The sequence below is a fragment of the Microbispora sp. H10885 genome, from assembly GCF_014161415.1.
Lineage (GTDB): Bacteria > Actinomycetota > Actinomycetes > Streptosporangiales > Streptosporangiaceae > Microbispora > Microbispora triticiradicis.
The window spans coordinates 1-21,678 of sequence record NZ_JABBWY010000009.1 but is presented as its reverse complement, the minus strand read 5'-3'; the positions used below and the strand labels follow the sequence as shown (position 1 = coordinate 21,678).

Annotated in this window: 22 protein-coding genes; 15 read left to right on the top strand and 7 right to left on the bottom strand. The window is 71.8% G+C overall.

What is annotated here, in order from left to right; translation table 11 throughout:
* Positions 1–77: 77 nt before the first annotated feature.
* A complete protein-coding gene (locus HHX37_RS23640) occupies positions 78–662 on the bottom strand; it encodes a DUF4865 family protein (RefSeq protein ID WP_220503121.1) in 585 nt (194 codons plus the stop codon).
* Between the two features lie 44 nt (positions 663–706).
* Entirely contained in the window at positions 707–1,264 is a 558-nt protein-coding gene (locus HHX37_RS23635; RefSeq protein ID WP_111698707.1) for a TetR/AcrR family transcriptional regulator, read from the bottom strand.
* A gap of 190 nt (positions 1,265–1,454) precedes the next feature.
* Here HHX37_RS23635 and HHX37_RS23630 point away from each other — a divergent pair, with 190 nt between their 5' ends.
* Positions 1,455–2,078: a lysophospholipid acyltransferase family protein gene (locus tag HHX37_RS23630; RefSeq protein ID WP_182881278.1), complete on the top strand. Its 624-nt coding sequence runs from the start codon at positions 1,455–1,457 to the stop codon at positions 2,076–2,078.
* Between the two features lie 63 nt (positions 2,079–2,141).
* Complete coding sequence (locus HHX37_RS23625) at positions 2,142–3,761, top strand: penicillin-binding transpeptidase domain-containing protein (RefSeq protein WP_182886808.1); 1,620 nt, start codon at positions 2,142–2,144, stop codon at positions 3,759–3,761.
* Positions 3,762–3,789: 28 nt separating this feature from the next.
* On the opposite strand, the gene HHX37_RS23620 is transcribed toward HHX37_RS23625, so the two are convergent.
* The gene (locus HHX37_RS23620) at positions 3,790–4,068 is read right to left on the bottom strand and encodes a DUF3040 domain-containing protein (RefSeq protein WP_111698552.1); all 279 of its coding nucleotides are present in this window, start codon (positions 4,066–4,068) and stop codon (positions 3,790–3,792) included.
* A gap of 163 nt (positions 4,069–4,231) precedes the next feature.
* Here HHX37_RS23620 and HHX37_RS23615 point away from each other — a divergent pair, with 163 nt between their 5' ends.
* The 10 genes from HHX37_RS23615 (at position 4,232) to HHX37_RS23570 (ending at position 15,012) form a co-directional block, all read left to right on the top strand.
* On the top strand, positions 4,232–4,885 hold the full coding sequence (locus HHX37_RS23615; protein WP_182873450.1) for a class I SAM-dependent methyltransferase: 654 nt from the start codon (positions 4,232–4,234) through the stop codon (positions 4,883–4,885).
* Between the two features lie 121 nt (positions 4,886–5,006).
* Positions 5,007–6,314: a glycosyltransferase family 4 protein gene (locus HHX37_RS23610; protein ID WP_182886807.1), complete on the top strand. Its 1,308-nt coding sequence runs from the start codon at positions 5,007–5,009 to the stop codon at positions 6,312–6,314.
* A 138-nt stretch (positions 6,315–6,452) separates the two neighbouring features.
* Positions 6,453–9,299 carry an ATP-binding protein gene (locus tag HHX37_RS37870; RefSeq protein ID WP_182886806.1) on the top strand — a complete coding sequence of 949 codons (2,847 nt, stop codon included), beginning with the start codon at positions 6,453–6,455 and terminating at the stop codon, positions 9,297–9,299.
* 45 nt (positions 9,300–9,344) lie between these two features.
* Positions 9,345–10,178 carry an SAM-dependent methyltransferase gene (locus HHX37_RS23600; protein WP_182886805.1) on the top strand — a complete coding sequence of 278 codons (834 nt, stop codon included), beginning with the start codon at positions 9,345–9,347 and terminating at the stop codon, positions 10,176–10,178.
* Between the two features lie 79 nt (positions 10,179–10,257).
* Positions 10,258–10,800 carry a calcium-binding protein gene (locus tag HHX37_RS23595; protein ID WP_182881055.1) on the top strand — a complete coding sequence of 181 codons (543 nt, stop codon included), beginning with the start codon at positions 10,258–10,260 and terminating at the stop codon, positions 10,798–10,800.
* A 177-nt stretch (positions 10,801–10,977) separates the two neighbouring features.
* Complete coding sequence (locus HHX37_RS23590; RefSeq protein WP_310740492.1) at positions 10,978–11,892, top strand: ABC transporter ATP-binding protein; 915 nt, start codon at positions 10,978–10,980, stop codon at positions 11,890–11,892.
* Positions 11,892–12,617 (top strand): ABC transporter permease, encoded by a 726-nt coding sequence (locus HHX37_RS23585; protein ID WP_182873453.1) that lies wholly within the window; start codon positions 11,892–11,894, stop codon positions 12,615–12,617. Before HHX37_RS23590 ends, HHX37_RS23585 begins: the two co-directional genes overlap by 1 nt.
* Before the next feature lie 20 nt (positions 12,618–12,637).
* Positions 12,638–13,798 (top strand): sensor histidine kinase, encoded by a 1,161-nt coding sequence (locus tag HHX37_RS23580; RefSeq protein WP_182886803.1) that lies wholly within the window; start codon positions 12,638–12,640, stop codon positions 13,796–13,798.
* Complete coding sequence (locus HHX37_RS23575) at positions 13,795–14,400, top strand: response regulator transcription factor (protein ID WP_111698573.1); 606 nt, start codon at positions 13,795–13,797, stop codon at positions 14,398–14,400. The genes HHX37_RS23580 and HHX37_RS23575 overlap by 4 nt, the downstream gene beginning before the upstream one ends.
* 30 nt (positions 14,401–14,430) lie before the next feature.
* On the top strand, positions 14,431–15,012 hold the full coding sequence (locus HHX37_RS23570) for a CGNR zinc finger domain-containing protein (RefSeq protein WP_182873455.1): 582 nt from the start codon (positions 14,431–14,433) through the stop codon (positions 15,010–15,012).
* 5 nt (positions 15,013–15,017) lie between these two features.
* Here the strand turns inward: HHX37_RS23570 and HHX37_RS23565 are convergent, their stop codons facing one another.
* The gene (locus HHX37_RS23565; protein WP_182873456.1) at positions 15,018–15,833 is read right to left on the bottom strand and encodes a GDSL-type esterase/lipase family protein; all 816 of its coding nucleotides are present in this window, start codon (positions 15,831–15,833) and stop codon (positions 15,018–15,020) included.
* Between the two features lie 165 nt (positions 15,834–15,998).
* On the opposite strand from HHX37_RS23565, the gene HHX37_RS23560 reads away from it, so the two are divergent.
* Positions 15,999–17,228 carry an isochorismate synthase gene (locus tag HHX37_RS23560; RefSeq protein WP_310738138.1) on the top strand — a complete coding sequence of 410 codons (1,230 nt, stop codon included), beginning with the start codon at positions 15,999–16,001 and terminating at the stop codon, positions 17,226–17,228.
* A gap of 46 nt (positions 17,229–17,274) precedes the next feature.
* On the opposite strand, the gene HHX37_RS23555 is transcribed toward HHX37_RS23560, so the two are convergent.
* Positions 17,275–17,925: an IMPACT family protein gene (locus HHX37_RS23555; protein WP_182886802.1), complete on the bottom strand. Its 651-nt coding sequence runs from the start codon at positions 17,923–17,925 to the stop codon at positions 17,275–17,277.
* Positions 17,926–17,974: 49 nt separating this feature from the next.
* Complete coding sequence (locus tag HHX37_RS23550; RefSeq protein WP_220503095.1) at positions 17,975–18,622, bottom strand: TetR/AcrR family transcriptional regulator; 648 nt, start codon at positions 18,620–18,622, stop codon at positions 17,975–17,977.
* Positions 18,623–18,740: 118 nt separating this feature from the next.
* Here HHX37_RS23550 and HHX37_RS37025 point away from each other — a divergent pair, with 118 nt between their 5' ends.
* Together HHX37_RS37025 and HHX37_RS23545 are read left to right on the top strand one after the other, a co-directional pair.
* On the top strand, positions 18,741–18,875 hold the full coding sequence (locus HHX37_RS37025) for a hypothetical protein (RefSeq protein WP_259406716.1): 135 nt from the start codon (positions 18,741–18,743) through the stop codon (positions 18,873–18,875).
* Between the two features lie 14 nt (positions 18,876–18,889).
* Positions 18,890–20,581 carry an FAD-dependent monooxygenase gene (locus tag HHX37_RS23545; protein WP_220503094.1) on the top strand — a complete coding sequence of 564 codons (1,692 nt, stop codon included), beginning with the start codon at positions 18,890–18,892 and terminating at the stop codon, positions 20,579–20,581.
* Positions 20,582–20,675: 94 nt separating this feature from the next.
* Here the strand turns inward: HHX37_RS23545 and HHX37_RS23540 are convergent, their stop codons facing one another.
* Complete coding sequence (locus HHX37_RS23540; protein ID WP_182886800.1) at positions 20,676–21,083, bottom strand: HNH endonuclease signature motif containing protein; 408 nt, start codon at positions 21,081–21,083, stop codon at positions 20,676–20,678.
* Positions 21,084–21,678: the final 595 nt, after the last annotated feature.

Here is a 21,678-nt window from a genome sequence, read left to right as displayed (position 1 = left end):
GGCCCTCGACGCGGACGCCCCGCGAGACCCTGTCTCGCGGGGCGTCGTGTTGTCCGCACGCCTTGTCCGTACGCCTCTCACCAGGCCCGGCCCTCCGGCAGGAGCACCAGGCCGGGCGTGGACACGTGCAGCACCTCGTAGCGCTCGGCGTCGCCGTGGGCGCCCGCCGCCTCCCGCTCCCACAGCGCGAACGTCATCAGCCGCCAGCTACCGGGATCGAGGGCCAGGGCGGCGGTGTGCAGGCCCGCAGAGCCGCCCAGCGCACGCAGGCCGGCCAGAGCCTCCGCGACGCACGCCGTCAGATCGGCGGCCTCGGGCAGCGGGGTGAGCAGGCGGGAGGCCGCCCGCGGAGCCGTTCCCCGCGCCGGGCCGGGTTCGACGGCGAGGCCGGTCCACTGCCGCACCGCCGGGCGCCCGAAGTCGGCGACTATCCCCTGGAAGCCGCCACCGCCGACCAGGAACTCCCCCATCCGCCCGGCGTCGTGCCACAGGTAGAACGGGGCGTACTGGTTGACCGGCGACCCCGCCGCGCCCCGCTCGCGGATCAGGTAGGCCTTGAGGCCGAGCCCGGCCCGGTCGTCGAGGGCGTGCCCTCGCGTCGCGACCCGCTCCCGGATGGTCGTCATGTCGTAGTCGGCGGGCAGGGTGATGTCGTACTGCATGGCGTACACGCCGGGGCTCCTCAGGAAGATCGGGAACTGGAGGGTCAGGACCGGGACAGCAGGGCGAGCAGCCCGTCGACGGCCTGGTGGAACGGCTCGGGCGAGGCCGCCGCGCGGGCCAGGACGTATCCGCCCTGCAGCACGGCCACGACGGCGGACGCGGTGGCGGCGGGGTCGAGTCCGGCGCCGGTCTCGCCGCGCTCCCGTCCTTCGGCCAGCACCGCCGCGAGCCGGTCCCGCAGCCAGGCGAAGGTCTCCTCGACCGGCCCCCGCAGCATCGGGTCGGCCATCACCTCGGGGTCCTGGGTCAGCCTGCCGATCGGGCAGCCCCGCAGCACCTCCCGCTCCCGCCGCAGGTAGGCGGAGACCCGCTCGGCGGCCGTGCCCGGCCCGGACAGGATCTCCTCCACCCCGGCCCGCATCTCCCCCGCGGTACGGCCGATCGCGGCGAGCGCGAGGTCCGGCTTGCCGGAGAAGTGGTGATACATGCTGCCCTGGCCCGCCCCCGCGCGCTGCTGGATGGCCCGCGGGCTGGTCCCGACGTAGCCGCGCTCCCACAACAGCTCGCGCGTGCTCTCGATCAGGCGGTCCGGTGTGCTCATGCTGTACATACTAGTAGGTACAGAGAAGTGTTGGCGATGCCGTACAAAACACGGGAGGGTGTGTTGCAGGGGGCGTACACCTGAAGGGCACCCGGGGCGGCCTAGGGTATGTCCGTCGAGCCGAGTCCGGTGGTGCTGAGAAGGAGAGGCCGTGCTCTATTCCGCCCTGAAGGCCGTCAGCGTTCCCGTCATGCACCTGCTGTGGCGGCCGCGGATGGAGGGACGCGAGCACGTCCCCGCACACGGGCCCGCGATCCTCGCCTCCAACCACCTGTCCGTGCTCGACTCGTTCTTCATGCCGGCGCTGGTGCCCCGCATGGTGCGCTTCGTGGCCAAGAAGGAGTACTTCACGGGCAACCGCCTCGCGGCCGAATGGATGCGGGCGATGGGAGCCGTGGAGATCGACCGTGAGAACGTCACCGCCGCCCAGGACATGCTCGACGCCGCCGTGGAGGTGCTGAAGGCGGGCGAACTGTTCGGCATCTACCCCGAGGGCACCCGCTCCCCCGACGGCCGCCTCTACCGCGGCAAGATCGGCGTGGCCTGGCTCTCGCTCACCACCGGCGCGCCGGTCGTGCCCGTGGCCATGCTGGGCACCGAGAAGGTCCTGCCGCCCGGCGCGTCGGTGCCGCGCCTGCGCCGCATCGGCGTGCGGTTCGGCGAGCCGATGACCTTCACCGGCGACCCCGGCAGCGCCCGGGACCGGCGGCGGGTGACCGACGAGGTCATGGCCGCGATCCAGCGCCTGTCGGGCCAGGAGTACGTGCCCCGGTACGGCGCGAGCGTCAAGGGCGCCGGCGAATCGGGAGTGTGAATCCCGATTCGGCCCCGCTAGGCTCTGGTCCCGACCGGGACACGGGCGTGACTGGGGGTACCTGTGCCGCGAGGACGGACTGTCGCGATCTCGGCCGCCGCGGCCGTCGTGCTGGCGGGGGGCGCCGCGGGAGGGGCTTACTACGTGCTGCACACGCGCGGCACCCCACAGGAGACCGCGGCCCGCTTCACCTCGGCCTGGTCCCGGGGCGACCTCACCGCCATGAAGGCCGAGCTCGCCTCCCCCGCACCCGGCTTCGACGCCGCGTACGCCGAGCTGACCAAGAACCTGGGAGCCGAGAAGGTCTCCGTACGGGATGTGCGGGCGGGCCAGGCGAAGGACGACCGGGCCACCGCGTCGTTCACCGCCACCGCGAGCCTCAAGGACGTCGGCGACTGGACCTACCAGGGCTCGTTGAGGCTCGTCGTCAAGGACCACTACTGGAAGGTGGACTGGTCGCCGGCCGCGGTCCACCCCGCCCTCGACGGGACCACCCACCTGGCGCTGAAGACGTCGTGGCCGCAGCGGGCCCCGATCACCGACGCCAACGGCGACCGCATCGACGGCGGCGACGTGGGCGGCTCGGTGCAGCAGCTCGTCGGCTACCTGGACAAGGCCGGCGACGACGACCTCGGCAAGCTGGGCAGCGCGTACAAGAAGAACGACCCCGTGGGGCGCGCCGGCCTCCAGGAGACCTTCCAGAAGCAGCTCGCCGGGACCCCCACCACCGAGATCCAGGCGGTGGGCGCGGGCCGCAAGACCCTGCACTCGGTCAAGGGCTCCCCCGGCCGTGACCTGGCGACCAGCCTCGATCTCAAGGTGCAGCGGGCCGCCGCCGACGCGGTGCGCGACCTGCCCAAGCCCGCGTCGCTGGTCGCCGTACGGCCCTCCACCGGCGAGATCCTCGCGGTCGTCAACAACAGGGGCGGGTTCAACCGCGCGCTGGACGGCAAGTACGCCCCCGGCTCCACCTTCAAGACGATCACGGCTGCCGGGCTGCTGGCCGAGGGCCTGACCCCGTCGAGCCGGGTGACCTGTCCGGAGGAGGCGGTCGTCGGCGGCATGAAGATCCGGAACTCCGACCACGAGGCCTTCGGATCGCTGTCGTTCCTGGACTCCTACGCCCACTCGTGCAACACCACCTTCGCCCCGCTCGCCGCCGAGAAGCTGGGCGCCCAGAAGCTGTACGACCTGGCGACGGAGCTGGGGTTCAACCACCCGCTGCGCATCGGCGTCCCGGCGACGCCCGGCAGCATGCCGAAGGCCACCAGCGACGCCGAACTGGCCGCCGAGTCGTTCGGCCAGGGCAGGATCACCGCGAGCCCGCTGGTGATGGCGACCGTGGCCGCGGCGGTCGCGGACGGCTCCTGGCGACCGCCCACGCTGGTGCCCTCCCGCAAGCAGGCCGAGGCTCCCCGGGAGCTGCCCGGGGGGGTGGTGAAGAGCCTGCGCTCGATGATGCGGGCGGTGGTCACCAAGGGCACCGCCCGCAAGGCGGGGCTGCCCTCGGGCACGGCGGGCAAGACGGGGACCGCCGAGTTCGGCACCGGGCCCAAGCTCGACTCGCACGCCTGGTTCATGGGGTACCGCGGCGACCTGGCCTTCGCCGTCGTCGTGGAGGCCGGCGGCATGGGTGGCGACGTGGCCGCCCCGGTCGCCGCGCACTTCCTCAAGGCCCTGTGACTACACGGAAACGACTACACGGTGCTCGCTACACGGGGAACGCGGCGGCGTCGTGCCGCAGGGCCATGACCAGCAGGGTCGCGATCAGCGTGGCGATGAGCAGCCAGCTCACCGCGATGATCAAGGTGGAGCGGCCCGGCCGGCGCCGTGCGGCGCCCCGCCCCGCGCGCTGGCCGGCCCGGTGGCCGGCGCGATGACCGGCACGGTGGTTGAACGACTCGAGCCTGGCTGCCAGCTTCGGGTCCTCGTCCGTGAGGTGCCGCTCGATCATCGCCAGCATCCGCTCTTCGTCCTGCGACCAGGCCATCGCGCAACACTCCCAGAACGCAAGGTATGTGCCGACGTTGTCCCCAACGATGAAGATCGTTAGCCGTTTCCAGGACCGCGATTTACGATGAGTTGCCTTTAGGGGTTCGGGCGCGCCCGCGGCCCGACGGCGTTTCGTCCGGGTGACGCTACGATCGCCCGACATGGGGCACGACCTGCACGCCGAGGCGTTCGTCCGCACGCACACCAGGCCCGCGGCCGTGCCGTACGTGCCGGAGATCCGTCTGTGTCTGGCCCATGCCGGCGAGGAACACGACGAGACGCACGGCGAGCTGTACGAGATCTGGGAACGGGCCGGAGGGCTGCCCTTCTGGGCGTACCCCTGGGCCGGTGGGCAGGCGCTCGCCCGCCACGTGCTCGATCACCCCGAGACCGTGCGCGGCCGGACGGTGCTCGACCTCGCCACCGGGTCCGGGCTGGTCGCCGTGGCCGCCGCGCTGGCCGGAGCCGCCCTGGTCGTGGCCAACGACGTCGACCCGTACGCGCTGGCGGCCGTGCGGCTCAACGCCGCCGCCAACGGCGTCGCCGTACGGGTCCTCGGCGGCGACCTGCTCGACGGCGCGCCGCCCCAGGAGGTCGTGCTCGCCGGAGACGTCTTCTACGAAAGGCCCCTGGCCCTGCGGGTCGCCCCGTTCCTGGCCAGGGCCGCGGGCGAGGTCCTCACCGGGGTGCCCGACCGGGCCTGCTCCTACCTGCCGGAGGGCGTGTTCGAGCCGGTGGGCGTGCACGAGGTGCCCACCCTCCTGGAGGACGCGCCCAGGAAGCGGACGACGATATATCGGCTTTATGGCCAGTAAAGCGGGACGTGACCCACATCACAGCAACATGTGAACTGCCGGTGACGTCAAAGGGAAAGGGGATCTTCACCGACACGGACGGGGCGTGATTGTGGTTTCTCTACGCAGAATCGGGGCCAGGATGGTGGTCAGGGCCCTGGAGGCCCGCGACCGGCGCCGCGCGAGGTCGGCGCCGCCACCCGACGGCAAGGAGATCCGCATCCTGCTGCTGCACGCCAACGGTGTGGGCGGCACCGTCCGCACCGTCTTCAACCTGGCCGGACACCTCGCCCGCACGCACGACGTCGAGATCGTCAGCGTCGTACGGGAACGTGCGGAGCCCTCCTTCCCCGTCCCGCCCGGGGTGCGCGTTCGCTACCTCGACGACCGCCTGCCGCGCCGTAAGGGCCTGCTGTCCCGCTTCCCCAGCAGGCTCGTGCCGAAGGACGAGGCGGCCTACCACTGGTTCACTCTGCGCACCGACCTCAAGCTGGTCCGCTACATCCGGTCCCGCCGGCGCGGCATCGTGATCGGCACGCGGCCGGGCCTGAACCTGATCGCCGCGCGCTTCGCACCCCCGGAGATCATCACCGTCGCCCAGGAGCACGGGAACCTGTCCTCGCACCAGCCCCTGGTGCGCAAGCAGATCGTCCGCCGGTACGGCAGGCACGACGCGGTCGTCACCCTCACGCAGGCCGATCTGCGCACCTACGAGCGGTCCTTCGACAAGGCCCGCAGGGAGCGCCCGGCCGTGCTGGCCCAGGTGCCCAACGCGACACCCCGCCTGAACGGCGGCGTCTCGCCCCTCACCGCCAAGACCGTCGTCAGCGTGGGCCGCCTGACCTGGGGCAAGGGCTACGACCTGCTCATCCGCGCGTGGGCGCACGTCGCCGGGCGGCACCCGGACTGGACGCTGCGGATCCACGGCGGCGGTCCCCGGCTGGAGAAGCTCCAGGCGTCCATCGACAGGCGCGGGCTGACGGAGCAGGTGTTCCTCGAAGGCCCGGCCGACGACGTCGGCGCGGTCCTCGCGGACGCCTCGATGTTCGTGCTGAGCTCCCGCCACGAGGGCATGCCGATGGTCATCCTGGAGGCGATGAGCAAGGGTCTGCCGGTCGTCAGCTACGACTGCCCCACCGGGCCGAAGGAGATGATCAGCCACGGCCGTGACGGGCTGCTGGTGAAGCCGCAGAAGATCCACGCGCTGGCCGACGCCATCTGCACCCTCATCGAGGACGAGGACCTGCGCCGCGAGATGGGCGCCAACGCGCTGGCGACCGCCGCCCGCTACGACCTCGACGTCATCGGCGCCCGGTGGGAGAACCTGCTCTCCGGTCTCGTCGAACGCAGGCGCGCCCTCGACGCGGGCGGGCCCGCCGAACCGTCCCAGGGAGCGGCCGAGGAGCCGGACCTCCCGGCGTCGTCAGTCCTGTCGCGACCCGGCCCTTAGCCGATCCGAAGGCACGGGGCCGAACCAGGCCGGCCCCGTAACGGTCACGGACGATCCCGAGGACCAGCAGTGGTATGCCCGCCGTGGCCGGATCGATCGCTCTACCCGAGACGGCCCCGCGCTTCTACCGTTTTCCGCGTGGACACCGATACCCCCGACCCTGACACCTCCGGACACCGGCCGTCCTCGGCCGCAGAAGCCACAATCGTGGGCCGGGGCGAGGAACTGGCGGCGATCCAGGAGCTCATTGAGGCTTCGGCCGCTGGGCATGGTGCGGCCGTGATGATCGTCGGCGAGGCGGGCATCGGCAAGTCGCGGTTGCTGGCGGAGGCGTCGGCACGGGCATCGGCGGCGGGCATGGAGGTGCTGGCGGGCCGGGCGGTGCCGGGGGGCGGCACATACCGGGCGCTGGCCACCGCGTTGGTCGGGCGGTTGCGGGATGCCGTGCTCGCGGGGGACGCCGAGCTGCGGCCGTATCGGGCGGCGCTGGGGCGGATCATTCCCGATTTCGGGTCGAACGGCTATGCCGACAGGGCCGACACGATGGTGGATCCCGCCGTGATGGTGGGGGAGGGCGTGCTGCGGCTGCTGCGCGTGGTCGGCGCCGGACGCGGATGCCTGCTCGTGCTGGACGACCTGCATTGGGCCGACCCGGACACGCTGGCGGTCCTGGAATACCTGGTCGATCAGGTAGTCGACCAGCAAATCATGATCTGTGGGACGGCGCGTGAGGAGCCGCCCACCGCCGATCAGATCGAGCGGATCGGCCGACGGCCGGCTGTGCGGATGCTGAGGCCCGCCCGGCTGAACGCGGCCCAGGTAACCGAGTTGGCCCGCGATCGGGCCGGGATGCCGCTCGCGCCCGCGACCGCCTCGTTTGTGGTGGAGCGCTGCGACGGGCTGCCGCTGCTGGTGGAGGAGCTGACGGCGGGACTGCGTGAGACGGGCGTGGATCCAACCGCCCCACAGGAGGCGTTGAACGACGTCGCAGTGCCTCCGACGTTGCGGGCGCTCGTCGGTGAGCGGATGGCGGCCATGGCTGAGGAACACCGCCGGTTGCTGCATGTGGCGGCGGTGGTGGGGGTCGACCTGGGCTGGGACGTGGTGGCCTCGGTGGCACAGGCGGACGAGTCGGTGCTGCTGGCGGGTGTGCGCGCCGCCACCCGGGTGCATCTGCTGCGCACCGAGGCCGATGAGCTGACCTGGCGGCACTCGCTCACCCGGGAGGCGGTGCTGGCGGGATTGCTGCCGCCGGAGCGGGCCGCGATGGCACGGCGTGCCGCGGAACTGCTCGATGGTGGTGGCGTTGGTGAGGCTGACGTACGGGCCGCCGAACTGCTGGCCGCGGTGGGAGAGCATGATCGGGCCGGCCGGATCCTGCTCCGGCTGGCCCGCCACGATCTCGCACGAGGGGCGTTACGCAGCGCGCGGGCGCTGCTGGCCCGGGTGGAGGCCGCCGGTGCGATCCGCGTCGCGTGGGCCATCGAGCAGGTCCGGCTGCTGACACTCGCCGGCGAGGTGGAAGCGGCATTGCGTACTGGGGAACAGGTCATCGACACCGCGACCGGGGACGAGTACGTCGAGTTGTGTCTGCAGCTGGCCCGTAGCTCTGTGGTGGGCGGACGCCGGGCGGCGGCGATCGAGTACGCCGAGCGGGCCGACCGGCCGCACGATCCGCGTTTTGCCATCGTGCGGGCCGACGCCGCCTACGGCGAGGGGGATCCGCAACGCGCCGGCGCCCTCGCCGCCGACGCGGTCCGCGAGGCCGAACGCTCCGGCGATGGCGAGTCTCTGGCGGGTGCGCTGCTGGTGCAGGGGCGCTGCCTGGCCCAACGTGATGCCGCTGCGGCGCGCGCGGCGTTCGGGCGGGCGGTGCAGGTGGCCGCGATGCGTGGCCTGACCCCGCTGCGCGTGGCGGCCCTGTTCCACCTGGCCGCCGTCCAGCGTGGGCAGCCCGACCCGCCCGCGCTGGTCGAGGCCCGCGAGATCGCCGAGTCCGCCGGGCTGCTGGGGCAGCTGGCGTCGATCGACTTGCTGGTGGCCGACCTGGCGCTGGTGGCGCATGGTCCCCGCGTGGGTGAGCCGGTGGCCCGCGGCTGTGCCGAGCTGTCGGCACGGCTGCGCCTGACGAGCGTCCAGGCGGTCGCCGAGCTCTTCGTCGCGGCCGCCCGCGCAGGTGCCGGAGACCGCGACGGCATGGAGCGATGGCTGCGACGGGCCGGAGCCCGGCCGAACGCGCCGTGGGAGGTGCGGGCCGGTCTTGACCTGGTACGCGCTATCTGCTCGGTGGTGACCGGGGACCTGCCGAGCGCGGCCACGCAGGCCGATGACGGCGCCGCGATCCTGGCCGGTCACGCCTCGGCCGCCCCAACCCACTGGTGGGGGCTGTGGTTGCTGCTGCGCGAAGTGACCGGCCACGAGCCGCAGGAGGCCCGCGCGGTGTTCCAGCACACCCGGGTGTGCCGCCGGCGGGTCAACCGGGGTGCGCTGCTCTACGCCGATGCCGTCGCCGCGGGCCGCGATGGCAGGGCGAAGGAGGCGGCGCAGGCGCTGGCCCGCGGGGACGCGGCGCTCGAGGCGCATCCGTGGTGGCATCGACTGCTGCGGCTGCCGGTGTGGGCTGCCGCGGTGACCGAGGGCTGGGGCGATCCCATCCCTGGACTGCGTGCCGACCTGGCCTGCCACGAGCTCAACGGCGACGAGGCGCTGGCCCGGCAGTGCCGAGACCTCCTGCGGAAGGCCGGTGCGCCGTCCCGCCGCAACAGGGGCGCGAGCGTGCCGCCTCGACTACGCGCGGCCGGGGTCACCGGCCGGGAGGCCGAGGTGCTCGCCCTGGTGGCCGAAGGGCTGGGCAACGCGCAGATCGCGGCACGGCTGCACCTGTCCGTACGCACGGTGGAAACCCACGTCAGCCGGCTTCTGGCCAAGACCGGCGCGGCGGACCGGACCCAGTTGCGTACGTACGCGCCCCGCGAACATCAGTAGCCGGCACGGACGCGTAGTCGGCCGGACCCGGCGACCCTTGGGGGCATGGCCACAACAGAGGGAACGACACCCGTCCCCGACGATCCCCTGGCGACTCCGCTGTTCCCGCGAACCTCGCGCTACCACCCCGACTGGATCCGCTCCAGCGTCAGCGGCGGAGCGAACTCGCTCTGGCTGACCGAATGGCTCACCCAGGCAATGACGTTACAGCCCGGGATGCGGGTGCTGGACCTGGGCTGCGGCCGTGGCGCGTCATCGATCTTCCTGCACCGCGAGTTCGACGTCCAGGTCTGGGCAACGGACCTGTGGTTCGGTGCGGACGAGCGGCTGCACCGCATCCGCGACGCCGGCGCCGGCCACGCGGTGTTCCCGATCCACGCCGACGCCCGATCCCTGCCGTTCGCGGCGGGCTTCTTCGATGCCGTCGTCAGCATCGACTCCTTCGTCTACTACGGCACCGACGACCTGTACCTCAACTATCTGGCCCGGTTCGTCCGGCCGGGCGGCCAGATCGGCATCGCCGGCGCGGGACTGACCCAGGAGATCGACGGGCCGGTCCCCGAGCATCTGCGGGGCTGGTGGGAGCCGAGCATGGCCTGTCTGCACTCGGCCCACTGGTGGCACCGGCACTGGGAACGCAGCGGCATCGCCTCTGTGGACCTCGCAGACACCATGACGGACGGCTGGAAGTACTGGCTGGCATGGCAACAGGCGATCGCACCGGACAACGAGGCGGAAATCAACGTCCTCGACGCCGATCGCGGAAGCCACCTCGGGTATGTGCGCGCGGTCGCCCGGCGCCGATCGGACACCGCACCCGACGAACCCGTCTCCTCCGTTCCCGTCACCTATACAAAGCAGCCCCTGTTTCGCACCTGAACGGCGGCGGCAGCGGAAATCCCGCCCGGCCTGCATAAGACAGAGAAACAGAGAAACGGAAAGAGAAAGGGACACGGTAATGACGACCGTTTCGCTTCACCCGCGCTCCTGGCTGACCACCCGGGTCGGCGGCGCGGCCCTGGTGGCCGGCCTGGTCACCGCCGCTTTCACCTCCCCCGCCCATGCGTCCGCGGACGTGATCACCGTCCACGTCAGCGGAAGCACAGTGTTCATCGTGGGAACTCCCGGCAAGGACGTCATCAACATCACCAGCCTCGCCGGCAAGGTCAGCGTGGGCGTCGACACGTCGGTGACGGCCGGCGCGGGATGCGTCAAGAAAGGCCCTCTCGTGGTCGACTGTACCGGGACCGGTAGCGGGATCCTGTTCATCGAGGCCAGCACCATCGGTGGCGATGACTCGGTGAACAATCAGACCTCCTTGCAATCGTCGATACTGGGTGGCAGTGGCGTCGACCGCCTGACCGGTGGCCCTGGCCGCGATGCTCTCAACGGCGGCTCCGGAGACGACATCCTGAATGGCAACGGCGGCATCGATACCGCCAACGGCGCCGCCGGCATCGACACCTGCACCGCCGAGACTGAGATCAACTGCGAGATCTAGTCAGCGATGTCGGCGGCTGCCGGTGCTCCGGCAGCCGCTGACTGGGGCTTCGTCTCATCTGTCTAATGCACCTGGAGCTCGCCTTTACAAAGTAGATTTCTTCAGGACTTTTGTCCTGCCCGAGGCCGGATCGATCGCTCTGGTCGCGCCGGGCCCCGCGCTTCTAGCGTTCTCCTCGTGGACACCGACATCCCCGATCCCGCAGTGTCCCTGACCACTGCGACGAAGAGCTTCGGCCCGGTAAGGGCCGTGGACGGGCTCACGCTCACCGTGCCCCGCGGCCAGACGCTGGCCCTTCTCGGCCCCAACGGCGCCGGCAAGTCGACGGCCATCGCGCTCCTGCTCGGCCTGATCCCGCCCGACGCCGGACGCGCCGCGCTGTTCGGCCTGGACCCCGAGCGGGCCGTACGACGGGGCCGCGTGGGCGCGATAACGCAGGAGGGAGGCCTGGTCCAGCGGGTCACGGTCCGCGAACTGCTGTCCTTCGTGTCCGGCACCTACCCCGCTCCCCTCCCCCTCGACGAGGTGGTCGCCCTCGCGCGCATCGGCGACCTGCTCGGCCGCCGGGTCGACCGGCTGTCCGGCGGCCAGGGCCAGCGTGTGCGGTTCGCCATGGCGGTGTGCGGCGATCCGGACCTCGTCGTCCTCGACGAGCCCACCGCCGCCCTCGACGTCGAGGCCCGGCGGGAGTTCTGGGCCGGCCTGCGCGGGCTCGCCGACCGGGGCAAGACCATCCTGTTCTCCACGCACTACCTGGAGGAGGCCGACGAGCAGGCCGACCGGATCGTGGTGCTCGGCCGGGGCCGGGTGATCGCCGACGGCACCAGTGCGGAGATCAAGCGCGCGGCGGCGCTGACCACCGTCCGCGTGACCGTCGACGGTGACGCCGCGTGGCTCGCCACCCTGCCCGGTGTGCGCCACATGGAGATCCGGGCCGGCCGGGCCCACCTCCGCAGCGGCGACTCCGACGCCACCGTCATGGCGCTCGCCCAGGCGGGAGCCGTACGCGACCTGGAGGTCGTCCCGGCCGACCTGGAGGACGCCTTCGTCGCCCTGACGAGCACAGCCCCGGCAAGCAAGGAGAACGCGTGATGTGGGGATATGTCCGGCTCGAACTGACCAGGACCTTCCGCGACGGCGGTTATGTGATCTTCGCTGTCGTGATGCCGGTCGTCATGTACCTCATCTTCACCAACCTCGGCCTGGCCCCCGGTGACCGGCACGACGCGGCGATCTACACAATGGTCGGCATGGCGGCGTACGGCGCGCTAGGCGGCGCGTTCAACAACGGCAGCGGCATCGCCGAGGACCGCGCGACCGGATGGCTGCGTCAGTTACGCCTCACTCCGCTGACCCCCGCGCAGGTCGTCACGGGGAAGGTGCTGACCGGGGTCGTCGGCGTCGTGCCGAGCATCGCCGCCGTGCTGCTGGCCGGCGTGCTGGTCAACCACGTCGCGCTCCCGCCACAGCGGTGGCTGGCGATCGTCGTCCTCCTCTGGGCCGGGACCGTGCCGTTCTCCCTGCTCGGCCTCGGCAACGGCTACCGCCTGTCCGGCCAGACGGCGGCGGTGGCCAACGTCGCGACCATGCTGACCCTGTCCATCGTCGGCGGCCTGTGGATACCGGCCGAGACGTTTCCCTCCTGGCTGCGCGCGATCGCCGAGTGGACGCCGTCGAACAGCTACGCGGGCCTGTCCTGGCGGATCGCGTTCGGTGACGCCCCCACCCTCCGTCAGGCCGCGACTCTTGTGGCGTGGTTGCTCGCCTTCGCGGTCTACGCGGTGTACGGCTACCGCCGCGCCGGGCGCCGGGCCTGACACCGATACCGACGTTTCCCATGACGACCGGACGCGACACCTGGCTCGACCCGCTGCGCGGGGGCGAGCGCGGCCCCGACGCGAAGGGGATGTTCATCTGGGTGCTCCTGACGGCGGGACCGGTGTGGGACATCGCGCACGGCCGGTCCCACCCACTCTGGCTGGCGTGGCCGGCGGCGGCGGCCGCGGCCGGGCTGTACCTCCTCACCACCCACCACGCCTTCGCCGACCGGCGCCGGGCCCTGCCGTCGCTGGGACTGCTGGCGGCCGTCGTCCTCACGGCGGCCACCGGGTTCGGCGACAACTGGCTGTACCTGGTCATCATGCTGGCCACCGCCACCGGGATTTCCGTGAGGAGCCGGATCCTGCCGTTGCTGCTGCTCGCGGAGTGCGCCGCCGCCCTGCTGCTGGCCGTACGAGGCGGAGCCGGCCTCACCGACGCGGCCCCGCTGGTCTGGGGCACGTTCACCGCCGGCCTCATCCCGGCGATGATCGTCGCGCTGTGGGCGGCCATCCACGAGCTCAAGGCCACCCGGGAGGAGCTGGCGCGCACCGCCGTGACCGAGGAACGGCTGCGGTTCTCCCGCGACCTGCACGACCTGCTCGGCCACACGCTCTCGGTGATGGTCGTCAAGGCCGAGGCCGTGCGCCGGCTGACGCGGGTGGACGCGGAGGCGGCCGGCGCGCAGGCCGCCGACATCGAGCGGATCGGGCGGCAGGCGCTGGCGGAGGTGCGGGCGGCGGTCACCGGTTACCGCGGCAGGGGCCTGGCGGCCGAGCTCGACGCCGCCCGGACCGTCCTCGCCGACGCCGGCATCGGCGCCGTGGTCCGCACCTGCCCGGTGCGGGCGGCCCCCGAGATCGACGCGCTGCTCGGCTGGGCCGTACGCGAGGGCGTCACCAACGTCGTCAGGCACAGCGGCGCGGCGGCCTGTGACATCACCCTGCGTGAGATCGATCCGGTCGAGGGGGACGGCCGCCTGCTGCTGGAGATCCGCGACGACGGCCCGGCCCGGGGAAAGGCCCCCGGGCACGGCAACGGGCTGACCGGGCTGCGCGAACGGGTGCGGGCCGTGGGTGGCAGCCTGGAGATCGCCACGCCGCCGGGCGGGGGCTTCCTGCTCGGGGTGTCCGTGCCGTACGCCGAAGCGGTGCCGTACGACAAGGAGGAGCAGGCGTGATCAGGGTGCTGCTGGCCGAGGACCAGGGCATGATGCGCGGCGCGCTGGCCCTGCTCCTCGGCCTGGAGGCCGACATCGAGGTCGTCGCGCAGGTGGGCCGCGGCGACGAGGTGGTGGACACCGCCCTGCGCGCCCGGCCCGACGTGGCCCTGCTCGACATCGAGATGCCGGGCCGCAGTGGCCTGGAGACCGCCGCCGACCTGCGTGAACGCCTGCCCGGCTGCGCCGTGCTCATCCTCACCACCTTCGGGCGGCCGGGATATCTGCGCCGGGCGATGGAAGCCGGGGCACGGGGGTTCCTGGTCAAGGACGGGCCGGTCGAGGAGCTCGCCGACGCCGTCCGCCGGGTGCTGCGGGGCGATCTGGTCATCGACCCCGCCCTCGCGGCCGCCGCGCTCAGCACCGGCCCGAGCCCGCTGACCGACCGAGAGCGCGATGTGCTCGCGGCGGCGGCGGACGGCTCGACCATCGCCGACATCGCCGCGCGGCTCCACCTGTCGGAGAGCACCGTGCGCAACTACCTGTCGTCGTCGATCGGCAAGACCGGGACCAGGAACCGGATCGAGGCGGCCCGCCTGGCCCGCCACAACGGCTGGCTGTAGCCCGGAGCGGTAACCAGTGATAATGGTTACATGAGCCTGACGCTACGCGCCCGCGACGGGGCGACCTTCCGGTTCGATCCGGGCGCGCTCTGCCTGGAGTTCCTCATGAGCGGAGGCGTCGGGGTCTACGCCTGCTACGAGTCGCTGCACGAGCCTGCCGACCTCGCCCGCTGGACCGCCGTGTCCCGGCTCGGCCTGGAACGGGTGGACACGACCACGGACGACCTGGACCGGGCGAGACTCCTGCGCGCCGCCCTGTGGGGGCTCGCCGCCGACCGGGCGCACGGCCGTACGCCACGGCAGGCCGACGTCGACGCGGTGAACGAGGCGGCCGCGGCGGCCCCGCCGGTGCCCGTCATGACCGCGGACGGGCGGAGATCCTGGGCTTCCCCCGCCACCGGCCGCCAGGTGGTGGCGGCCGTCGCGCGGGACGCGATCGACCTGTTCACCGGGCCCTTTGCCGGCCGGGTGCGCGAGTGCGCCGCGGACGGCTGCCCCCTCCTCTTCGTCGACACCTCCCGCCCCGGCAGCCGTCGCTGGTGCTCGATGGAACGCTGCGGCAACCGGCACAAGGTGCGCGCGCACCGCTCCCGCGACGCACCGCCGCAGTGATGCGGTCAGGCGTCGGTGTTCCGGAAGAAGCCGGCGTCATAGGTGACCTTCGCGAGGGCACGCTGCCCGTCGGCGTTGGGATGGAAGTAGTCCCAGCCGCTGACCTCCTTGAGCGTGAACGGGTAGGAGAAGACCGCTCCCCCGTCGTAACGGCAGGCCGGGCCGTACAGGGCGCACGCCTCCCTGAGCTGCTCGTTGTAGTCCATCACCCGCTCGCGCACCCGGTCGCGCCTGGCCTGGTCCTTCTTCGCCGTCGACCGGGGATTGGCCAGCATCGCCTGGCAGATGTGGCCGACCGCCCAGAAGGCCCTGGCCCACCCGTTGCCCTTGCCGATGCGCCACAGGCGCTCGATGTCGGGGATGCTCGCCACGAAGACCCGCGCGCCGGTCGGCCGGAGCACGGCGAAGGCCTCGTCGATGTGCTGCCGGAACACCGGAACCGGCGTCATCTCCTTCTCGGAGCCGACGCAGGCGTCCTGCGCGCCGATGAGGACGGTGACGTAGTCGGCCTTCTCGCGCACGGCATGCCGGGCCTGCCCCGGCAGGGCGGCGCTGGTCGAGCCGGGGACCGCGAAGTTGAGGTTGTGCCCCTTGATCGCATGGTCCGAGGCGAGCAGGCGCAGATAGTGGCTGTGCACACCGGCGTTGTCACCCGAGGACCAGGAGCGTGACCTGCAGGCGACGTACCAGCCGCAGGCGTTGAACCCCGCGCTGATCGAGTCGCCGAGCGCGGCCATCACGGTGGGTGACGTGCCGGCGTGGGCGGCCGCAGGCACGAACAGGACGGACGCGGCCAGGACAGGCGCGATCTTCTTGAGCATGAACACCTCCGGAAGATCAACGGTAGGGATTTCCTGGAGGTGCGTTCTATCGCCTTCAGGGAAGGCAGGCCTTCCGTGACCGATTTCCTATCGCGGCTTGACAGAGTGGGCTCCAGCGGCATGCGGGGGCCTCTTGTCGAACATGTTCAGATCGTGCGTAGAGTGATTCGGGTGAGTGTCGCCCTTATCCAGCCCCTGGTGGTTCGCACGGTCGCGGTGAGCGACCCCGACGATCTCCTGGCGCGCCTGCCCGGCGCCGCGCCGTACGCGTGGATCAGGAACGGCGAGGGACTCGTGGGCTGGGGGGAGGCGGCACGCGCCATGGTGCCGCCGGGTCCGGGCCGTTTCGACTGGGCCCGCGGCTGGCTCTCCTCGCTCTTCGCCGGGGCGCTCATCCGGGACGAGGTCGGCATGCCGGGCTCGGGGCCGGTGGCCTTCGGCTCCTTCACCTTCGACGCCGACGCCCCGGGGACCGTCCTGGTCGTCCCCCGCGTGGTGCTCGCCCGGCGGGACGGCCGCGCCTGGCTCACCACGATCGGCGACAACGCGTTCGAACTGGCCCGCCCCCCGGTGGAACCCGGCCGCATCCGGTACGGCGACGGCACGCTGACGGCGCCCCAGTGGGAGCACCGGGTCGCGCGAGCGGTACGCCGCATCAGGGACGGCGGCCTCGACAAGGTGGTGCTCGCCCGCGACCTCACGGCCGTCGCCGACCGGGACATCGACATCCGCGTGCTGCTCGGGCGGCTGGCCCGGAGCTACCCCGAGTGCTACACGTTCTCCGTGGACGGCCTGGTCGGCGCGACGCCCGAACTGCTGGTCCGGCACACCGGCCAGGCGGTGGAGTCCCTGGTCCTCGCCGGCACCACGCCGCGCGGGTCGGGGCCGGCCGACGACGCCGCCCGCGCCGCCGCCCTGTACGCGTCGAAGAAGGACCGGCACGAGCACGCCTGCGCGGTCGCCTCGGTCCGGGAGGCGCTGGCTCCCCTGTGTTCGACGCTGCACGTGCCCGAGGAGCCGGAACTGCTCGTGCTGCCCAACGTGCAGCACCTGGCGAGCCGGGTCACGGGGCGGCTGTCCGACGGGGCGTCGGTGCTCGACGTGGTGGCCGCCATGCACCCCACGGCCGCCGTCGGCGGGACGCCCACCGGCACCGCGCTCGGCCTCATCCGCGAACTGGAGGGCATGGACCGCGGCGGCTACTCCGGCCCGGTCGGCTGGATCGACGCGCACGGCGACGGCGAGTGGGGCATCGCCCTGCGCTGCGCGTACATCTCCGGCAGGCACGCCCGGCTGTTCGCCGGCTGCGGCATCATGGCCGGCTCGGACCCGGCCACGGAACTCGCCGAGGCGCAGGCCAAGCTCCGCGTCATGCAGTACGCCCTGGAGGGGTGACACACGGGCCTTCAGCGGGCCGGGGTTTCAGCGGGACGGCCGGGTTTCAGCGGGCCAGGTGGACGATCTCGCCGAGCTCGGTCTCGGCCCGCCCGGCGGTGACCGCCGCGACCCACTCCTCGAAGGCGGGCAGCCGGTCCTCGGCGACGGCGACCTCGAAGGCCACCCGCGCGCCGTGGCCGACGCTGTAGTCGACACCGCGAACCGCGTACGGCGAGGCGCGCAGATCACTTTCCAGCCTGCCGGCCTGGGCGTGGCCGACCGACACGGTCACCACCGCCGCGGGAACCATCTCGACGACCTCCGCCCGGTCGAGGGTCTCCCCCACGGCGCCGCCGTACGCGCGGGCGAGGCCGCCGGCGCCCAGCAACACCCCGCCGAAGTAGCGGGTGACGACGGCCACCACGTCCGCGAATCCACGCCGGGTGAGCATCTCCAGCATCGGCGTGCCCGCCGTTCCGCCCGGCTCGCCGTCGTCGTCCGCCCGGCGCACGCCACCGTCCCCGCCTCCGCTTCCTGCGATGACGTACGCCGTGCAGTTGTGGCTGGCGTCGGCGTACAGCCTCCTGCGCCCGGCGACGAACTCCCGTGCCGCCTCCTCCGTGGCCGCCGGAGCCAGGGCACAGATGAAACGCGAACGGCGGATCTCGGTCTCATGCTCGACGACGTTTCCGATCGTCCGGTACGGCGTTGTCACGTGGTCAGTCTATTGAGCGCATCCCTTTACGAAGTAAGGTGAGAACTCTTCACGTGGGGCGGAGTTCACCGTTGCCGGTGGCGGAGTGCTCGTTCTCTGCGGCGTCGAGTGCCGGTCTGAGGGGTGCGAGCGTGGCGTGCAGGAGGTCCGGCAGCGAGCCGGACGGCACGACGAGCCCGCTGGCCGTGGAGGACGAGAAAGCCGTCTGCAGCCACTGTTCGAGCGCCACGCGGACTGCGGCGGCCACGCTCGCCGCGAGCACCCGTGCGATGTGCGGGTCGCCATCGCCGAGACGCTCGGCGATGGCTTCGGTGAGGGGATGTTCGATCGCGGTGGTGGTGTCGATGAATGCGTCGCGCAGCGCGGGGCGGGTGGTGATCAGCAGCAGCGCGTCCTGGCCGGGCGCGTCCGAGGCGGTGTACTGATCCACGATGGCCTCGACGACGGCGTCGGCGAGGCCGACGCCGTCGGGCCGGTCGGCCACCGCCGCCGCGACTCGTGCCTCTCGTTCGCTGGTGACGGCGGCGACGATCGCCTGTTCTCGGCTGGAGAAGTAGTTGTTGTACGTCCTCGGTGAAACGCCGGCGGCCTCGGCGATGTCATCGACGCGCACGTTGTCCGGTCCACGCTCAAGAGCCAGCCGCAGGGCCGCCGCGCGCAATGCCTCTCGGGTGGCCTGCTTCTTCTGCTCGCGCAACCCCGTCCGTCTCGTCGTCACGGGCTCAGCATAGTCTATCTGCGCGCGCGCAAATTTGCGTGCGCGCAGATTTTTCCTCTAGCCTGGCCCCCTCACCCGCCAGGAGGGAACCAGCACGATGAGGGGCAAAGGCATCAGCTACGGCACCGGCTTCGTCGAGAACGGAGCGATCTCCCGCAAACGCTTCGACCCGGCCGTGGTCGGGGAGGAGATGCTGTCGTCGCGGACTGCGCCGAACGCGCGGAGCGGCTGAGGCGGCCAGATCGCGTGCGGGAGCTGATCGGCGAGGTCAGCACTTGTGTCGACGAATTCCTCGGCATCGCCGTGCGACTGGCCCGCGAGCGCTTCGGCGGCGTCGACCACCCGTCCCGCCCTTTCCGTACGAACCAAGGAGAACACGTGATCATAGATGTCGTCATTGTCGGTGGTGGCCCGAACGGGCTGATGCTGGCCTGCGAACTGAGCCTGGCAGGGGCCCGGCCGGTCGTGCTGGAGCGGCTGATCGAGCCCAGCGAAGAACCGAAAGCGAACGGGTTGCTCGGCCAAGTCGTGAAAATGCTCGACCATCGAGGGCTGCATGAACGTCTTTCTGGTAGCCCACAACCTCCGCAGCCGAACTCCGCATACTTCATGTTCGGCGCGTTGGGCCTGGACCTGAGCCTGCTGCAGGACAGCCCGGTCTATGCCCTGCCGGTGCCGCAGCGACGCATCGTGCAGGTCCTGGAGGAGCGCGCCATCGAACTGGGCGTGGAGATCCGCCGGGGACACGAGGTCGTCGGCCTGTCGCAGGACGACGACGCGGTGACCATCGACTTCGCGAGTCTGGGCGAGGCCGGCCAACTGCGGGCCCGGTACCTCGTCGGCGCGGATGGAGCTCACAGCACCACGCGCAAGCTCTCCGGCATCGCGTTCCCCGGCATCACCTACGGCCGGATGACCGTCTGCTCAGCGCACGCGACGGTCCCGGCGGAATGGGTTGATCCCGTGACCGGCGCGCTGAACGTGCCCGGCTACGGCGACATTCTGCCGTTCCTGCCCCACCGCACCGAACACGGCGGGTTCTCCTACGCGCCGATGCCTGGCCACCCACCGCTGATCAGCACCACTGAATGGGACAGGCCCGCGACCGAGGCTCCCATGAGCCTGGAGGAGCTGCGGGTGAGCATCCGCCGCGTGCTCGGCGTCGACGTGCCGCTCGATCCGCCCGACGGCCCGGGGCCGCACGTGCTGCGCCGACTGACCGGCGGCAACACCCGCATCGCCGAACGGTTCGCCGACGGCCGGGTGTTCCTGATCGGTGACGCCGCGCATGTGTACGCCGCCACGGGAGGTGGTCCAGGGCTCAACCTCGGCCTGCAGGACGCGGTCAATCTCGGCTGGAAACTCGCCGCCGAGATCCGGGGAAGCGCCCCGCCCGGGCTGCTGGACAGCTACGAGACAGAGCGACGATCGGCCGCCCAGCGCATGGTGCTGAACGCGCAGGCGCAAGCGGCCCTGATAGCCCCCGGCAGCGATGTCACCGGACTGCGCGAGGTGTTCACCGAACTGCTCCGCGACCAAAGCACCGTACAGCGCCTCGCCGGCCTCCTCTCTGGCGCAGACGTCCGCTACGACATGGGCGAACACGAGGCACACCCGCTGACCGGCCGGTTCGCCCCGGACATGGACCTGCACACCCCGACCGGACCGGTCCGGCTGGCCGAGCTCACCAGAAACGCACGCCCTCTGCTGCTCGACCTGACCGAAGAGGCATCGCTAGCAGAGACCCTCGCCCTGCACGACCAGGTCGATGTCGTCACGGCGCGCTCTCGCATCCCCGCACCCACCGCCCTGCTCCTTCGACCGGATGGCTATGTGGCCTGGGCATCTGCGTCGCCCCGGCCGAACCCCACGGAGATCGAAGCACTCCGGGCAGCCTTGCAGCTGTGGTTCGGAGTCACCAAACCCGCCCACACCTGAAGTCGTGAGCGTCGACTCACGTATCTTCCTGCTCACACAGACCCAGCCGTGAGCCCGGTAGTAGTCCGCTCGGTGTCTCATCCGCGTTGGCGTCTCATTCGCGTCTCCGGCTGGTGCGGGGGTTGCGGTAGGTGAAGGCCCAGCGGTCGGCTCCGATCTTGCGGCGGGTGTAGCGGGCCGGGTGGCGGTAGCGGTCGCGGTTGTGGAACTGGCACGCCGGTCCCAGCAGCTTGAGATCGGTCAGCCCGCCGCTGCACCAGTCCTCGGCGTGGTCGATCTGGCACAGGGTGGCAGGCAGCGGGCAGCCGTCCACCCAGCAGGTCGCATACCGGGCGAAGACCGCCCGCCGCTGAGCCGGAGTGGCCAGGCGGACCTTGCGGCCCATGTCCAGCACCTGCCCACCGGCGTCCATCACGATCCGCACCAAAGTGCTGGTACGGGCCAACCGGTGCACACTGGAGACGGGCAGCAGATGCCCGGTCGCCAGGATCAACCCCGGCAACCCCCGCAACCACACCCCCGGCGGCGCACTGCCCCCCACACCCGCCCAGGCACCGCCCCCCGGCCAGGCCCCGCGTCCCACCCGGGCGTCTCCCCCCGGCCAAGCGCTGCCTCCCGCCCACGCCCGGTCTCCCGACCCAGGCGGCACGTCGGAGCCCACCCCCGGCCAGGCGTCTCCTCTCAGCCGGGCGCTGCCTTCCGCCCACGGCGGGGCATCGGCCTCCGCCTCCGGCTCGCCGTTGCGAGCCGCCCTCGGCATCCCACGCTGCGCCTCGCCGGTCTCGGAGGCATACCGGTAGCCCTCCGCCGGACAGTCACGGGCCGGGCCATCAGTCCACTGCTCGTCGAGGGCGGCGGCGGAGCGCTCGCTGTCGGCGTCCGCTGAGTCGGTGGCGGTGGCGGTGGCGGTGGCGCAGGTCGCGCAGGCGTCGATGTCGAAGTCCTCAGCGGTCCAGGCGTCAGGCCCAGGCCTAGAAGGCCACTGAAGATCTTGTCTCGATGACCGCCGGTGCTTGTGGTCGGCCCGTGGTTCACGCAGGTGAGTTTGGAACCAGTGTCCAGACGTTGCCGGTCCGGGTGAGTCCGAGGTTGATCAG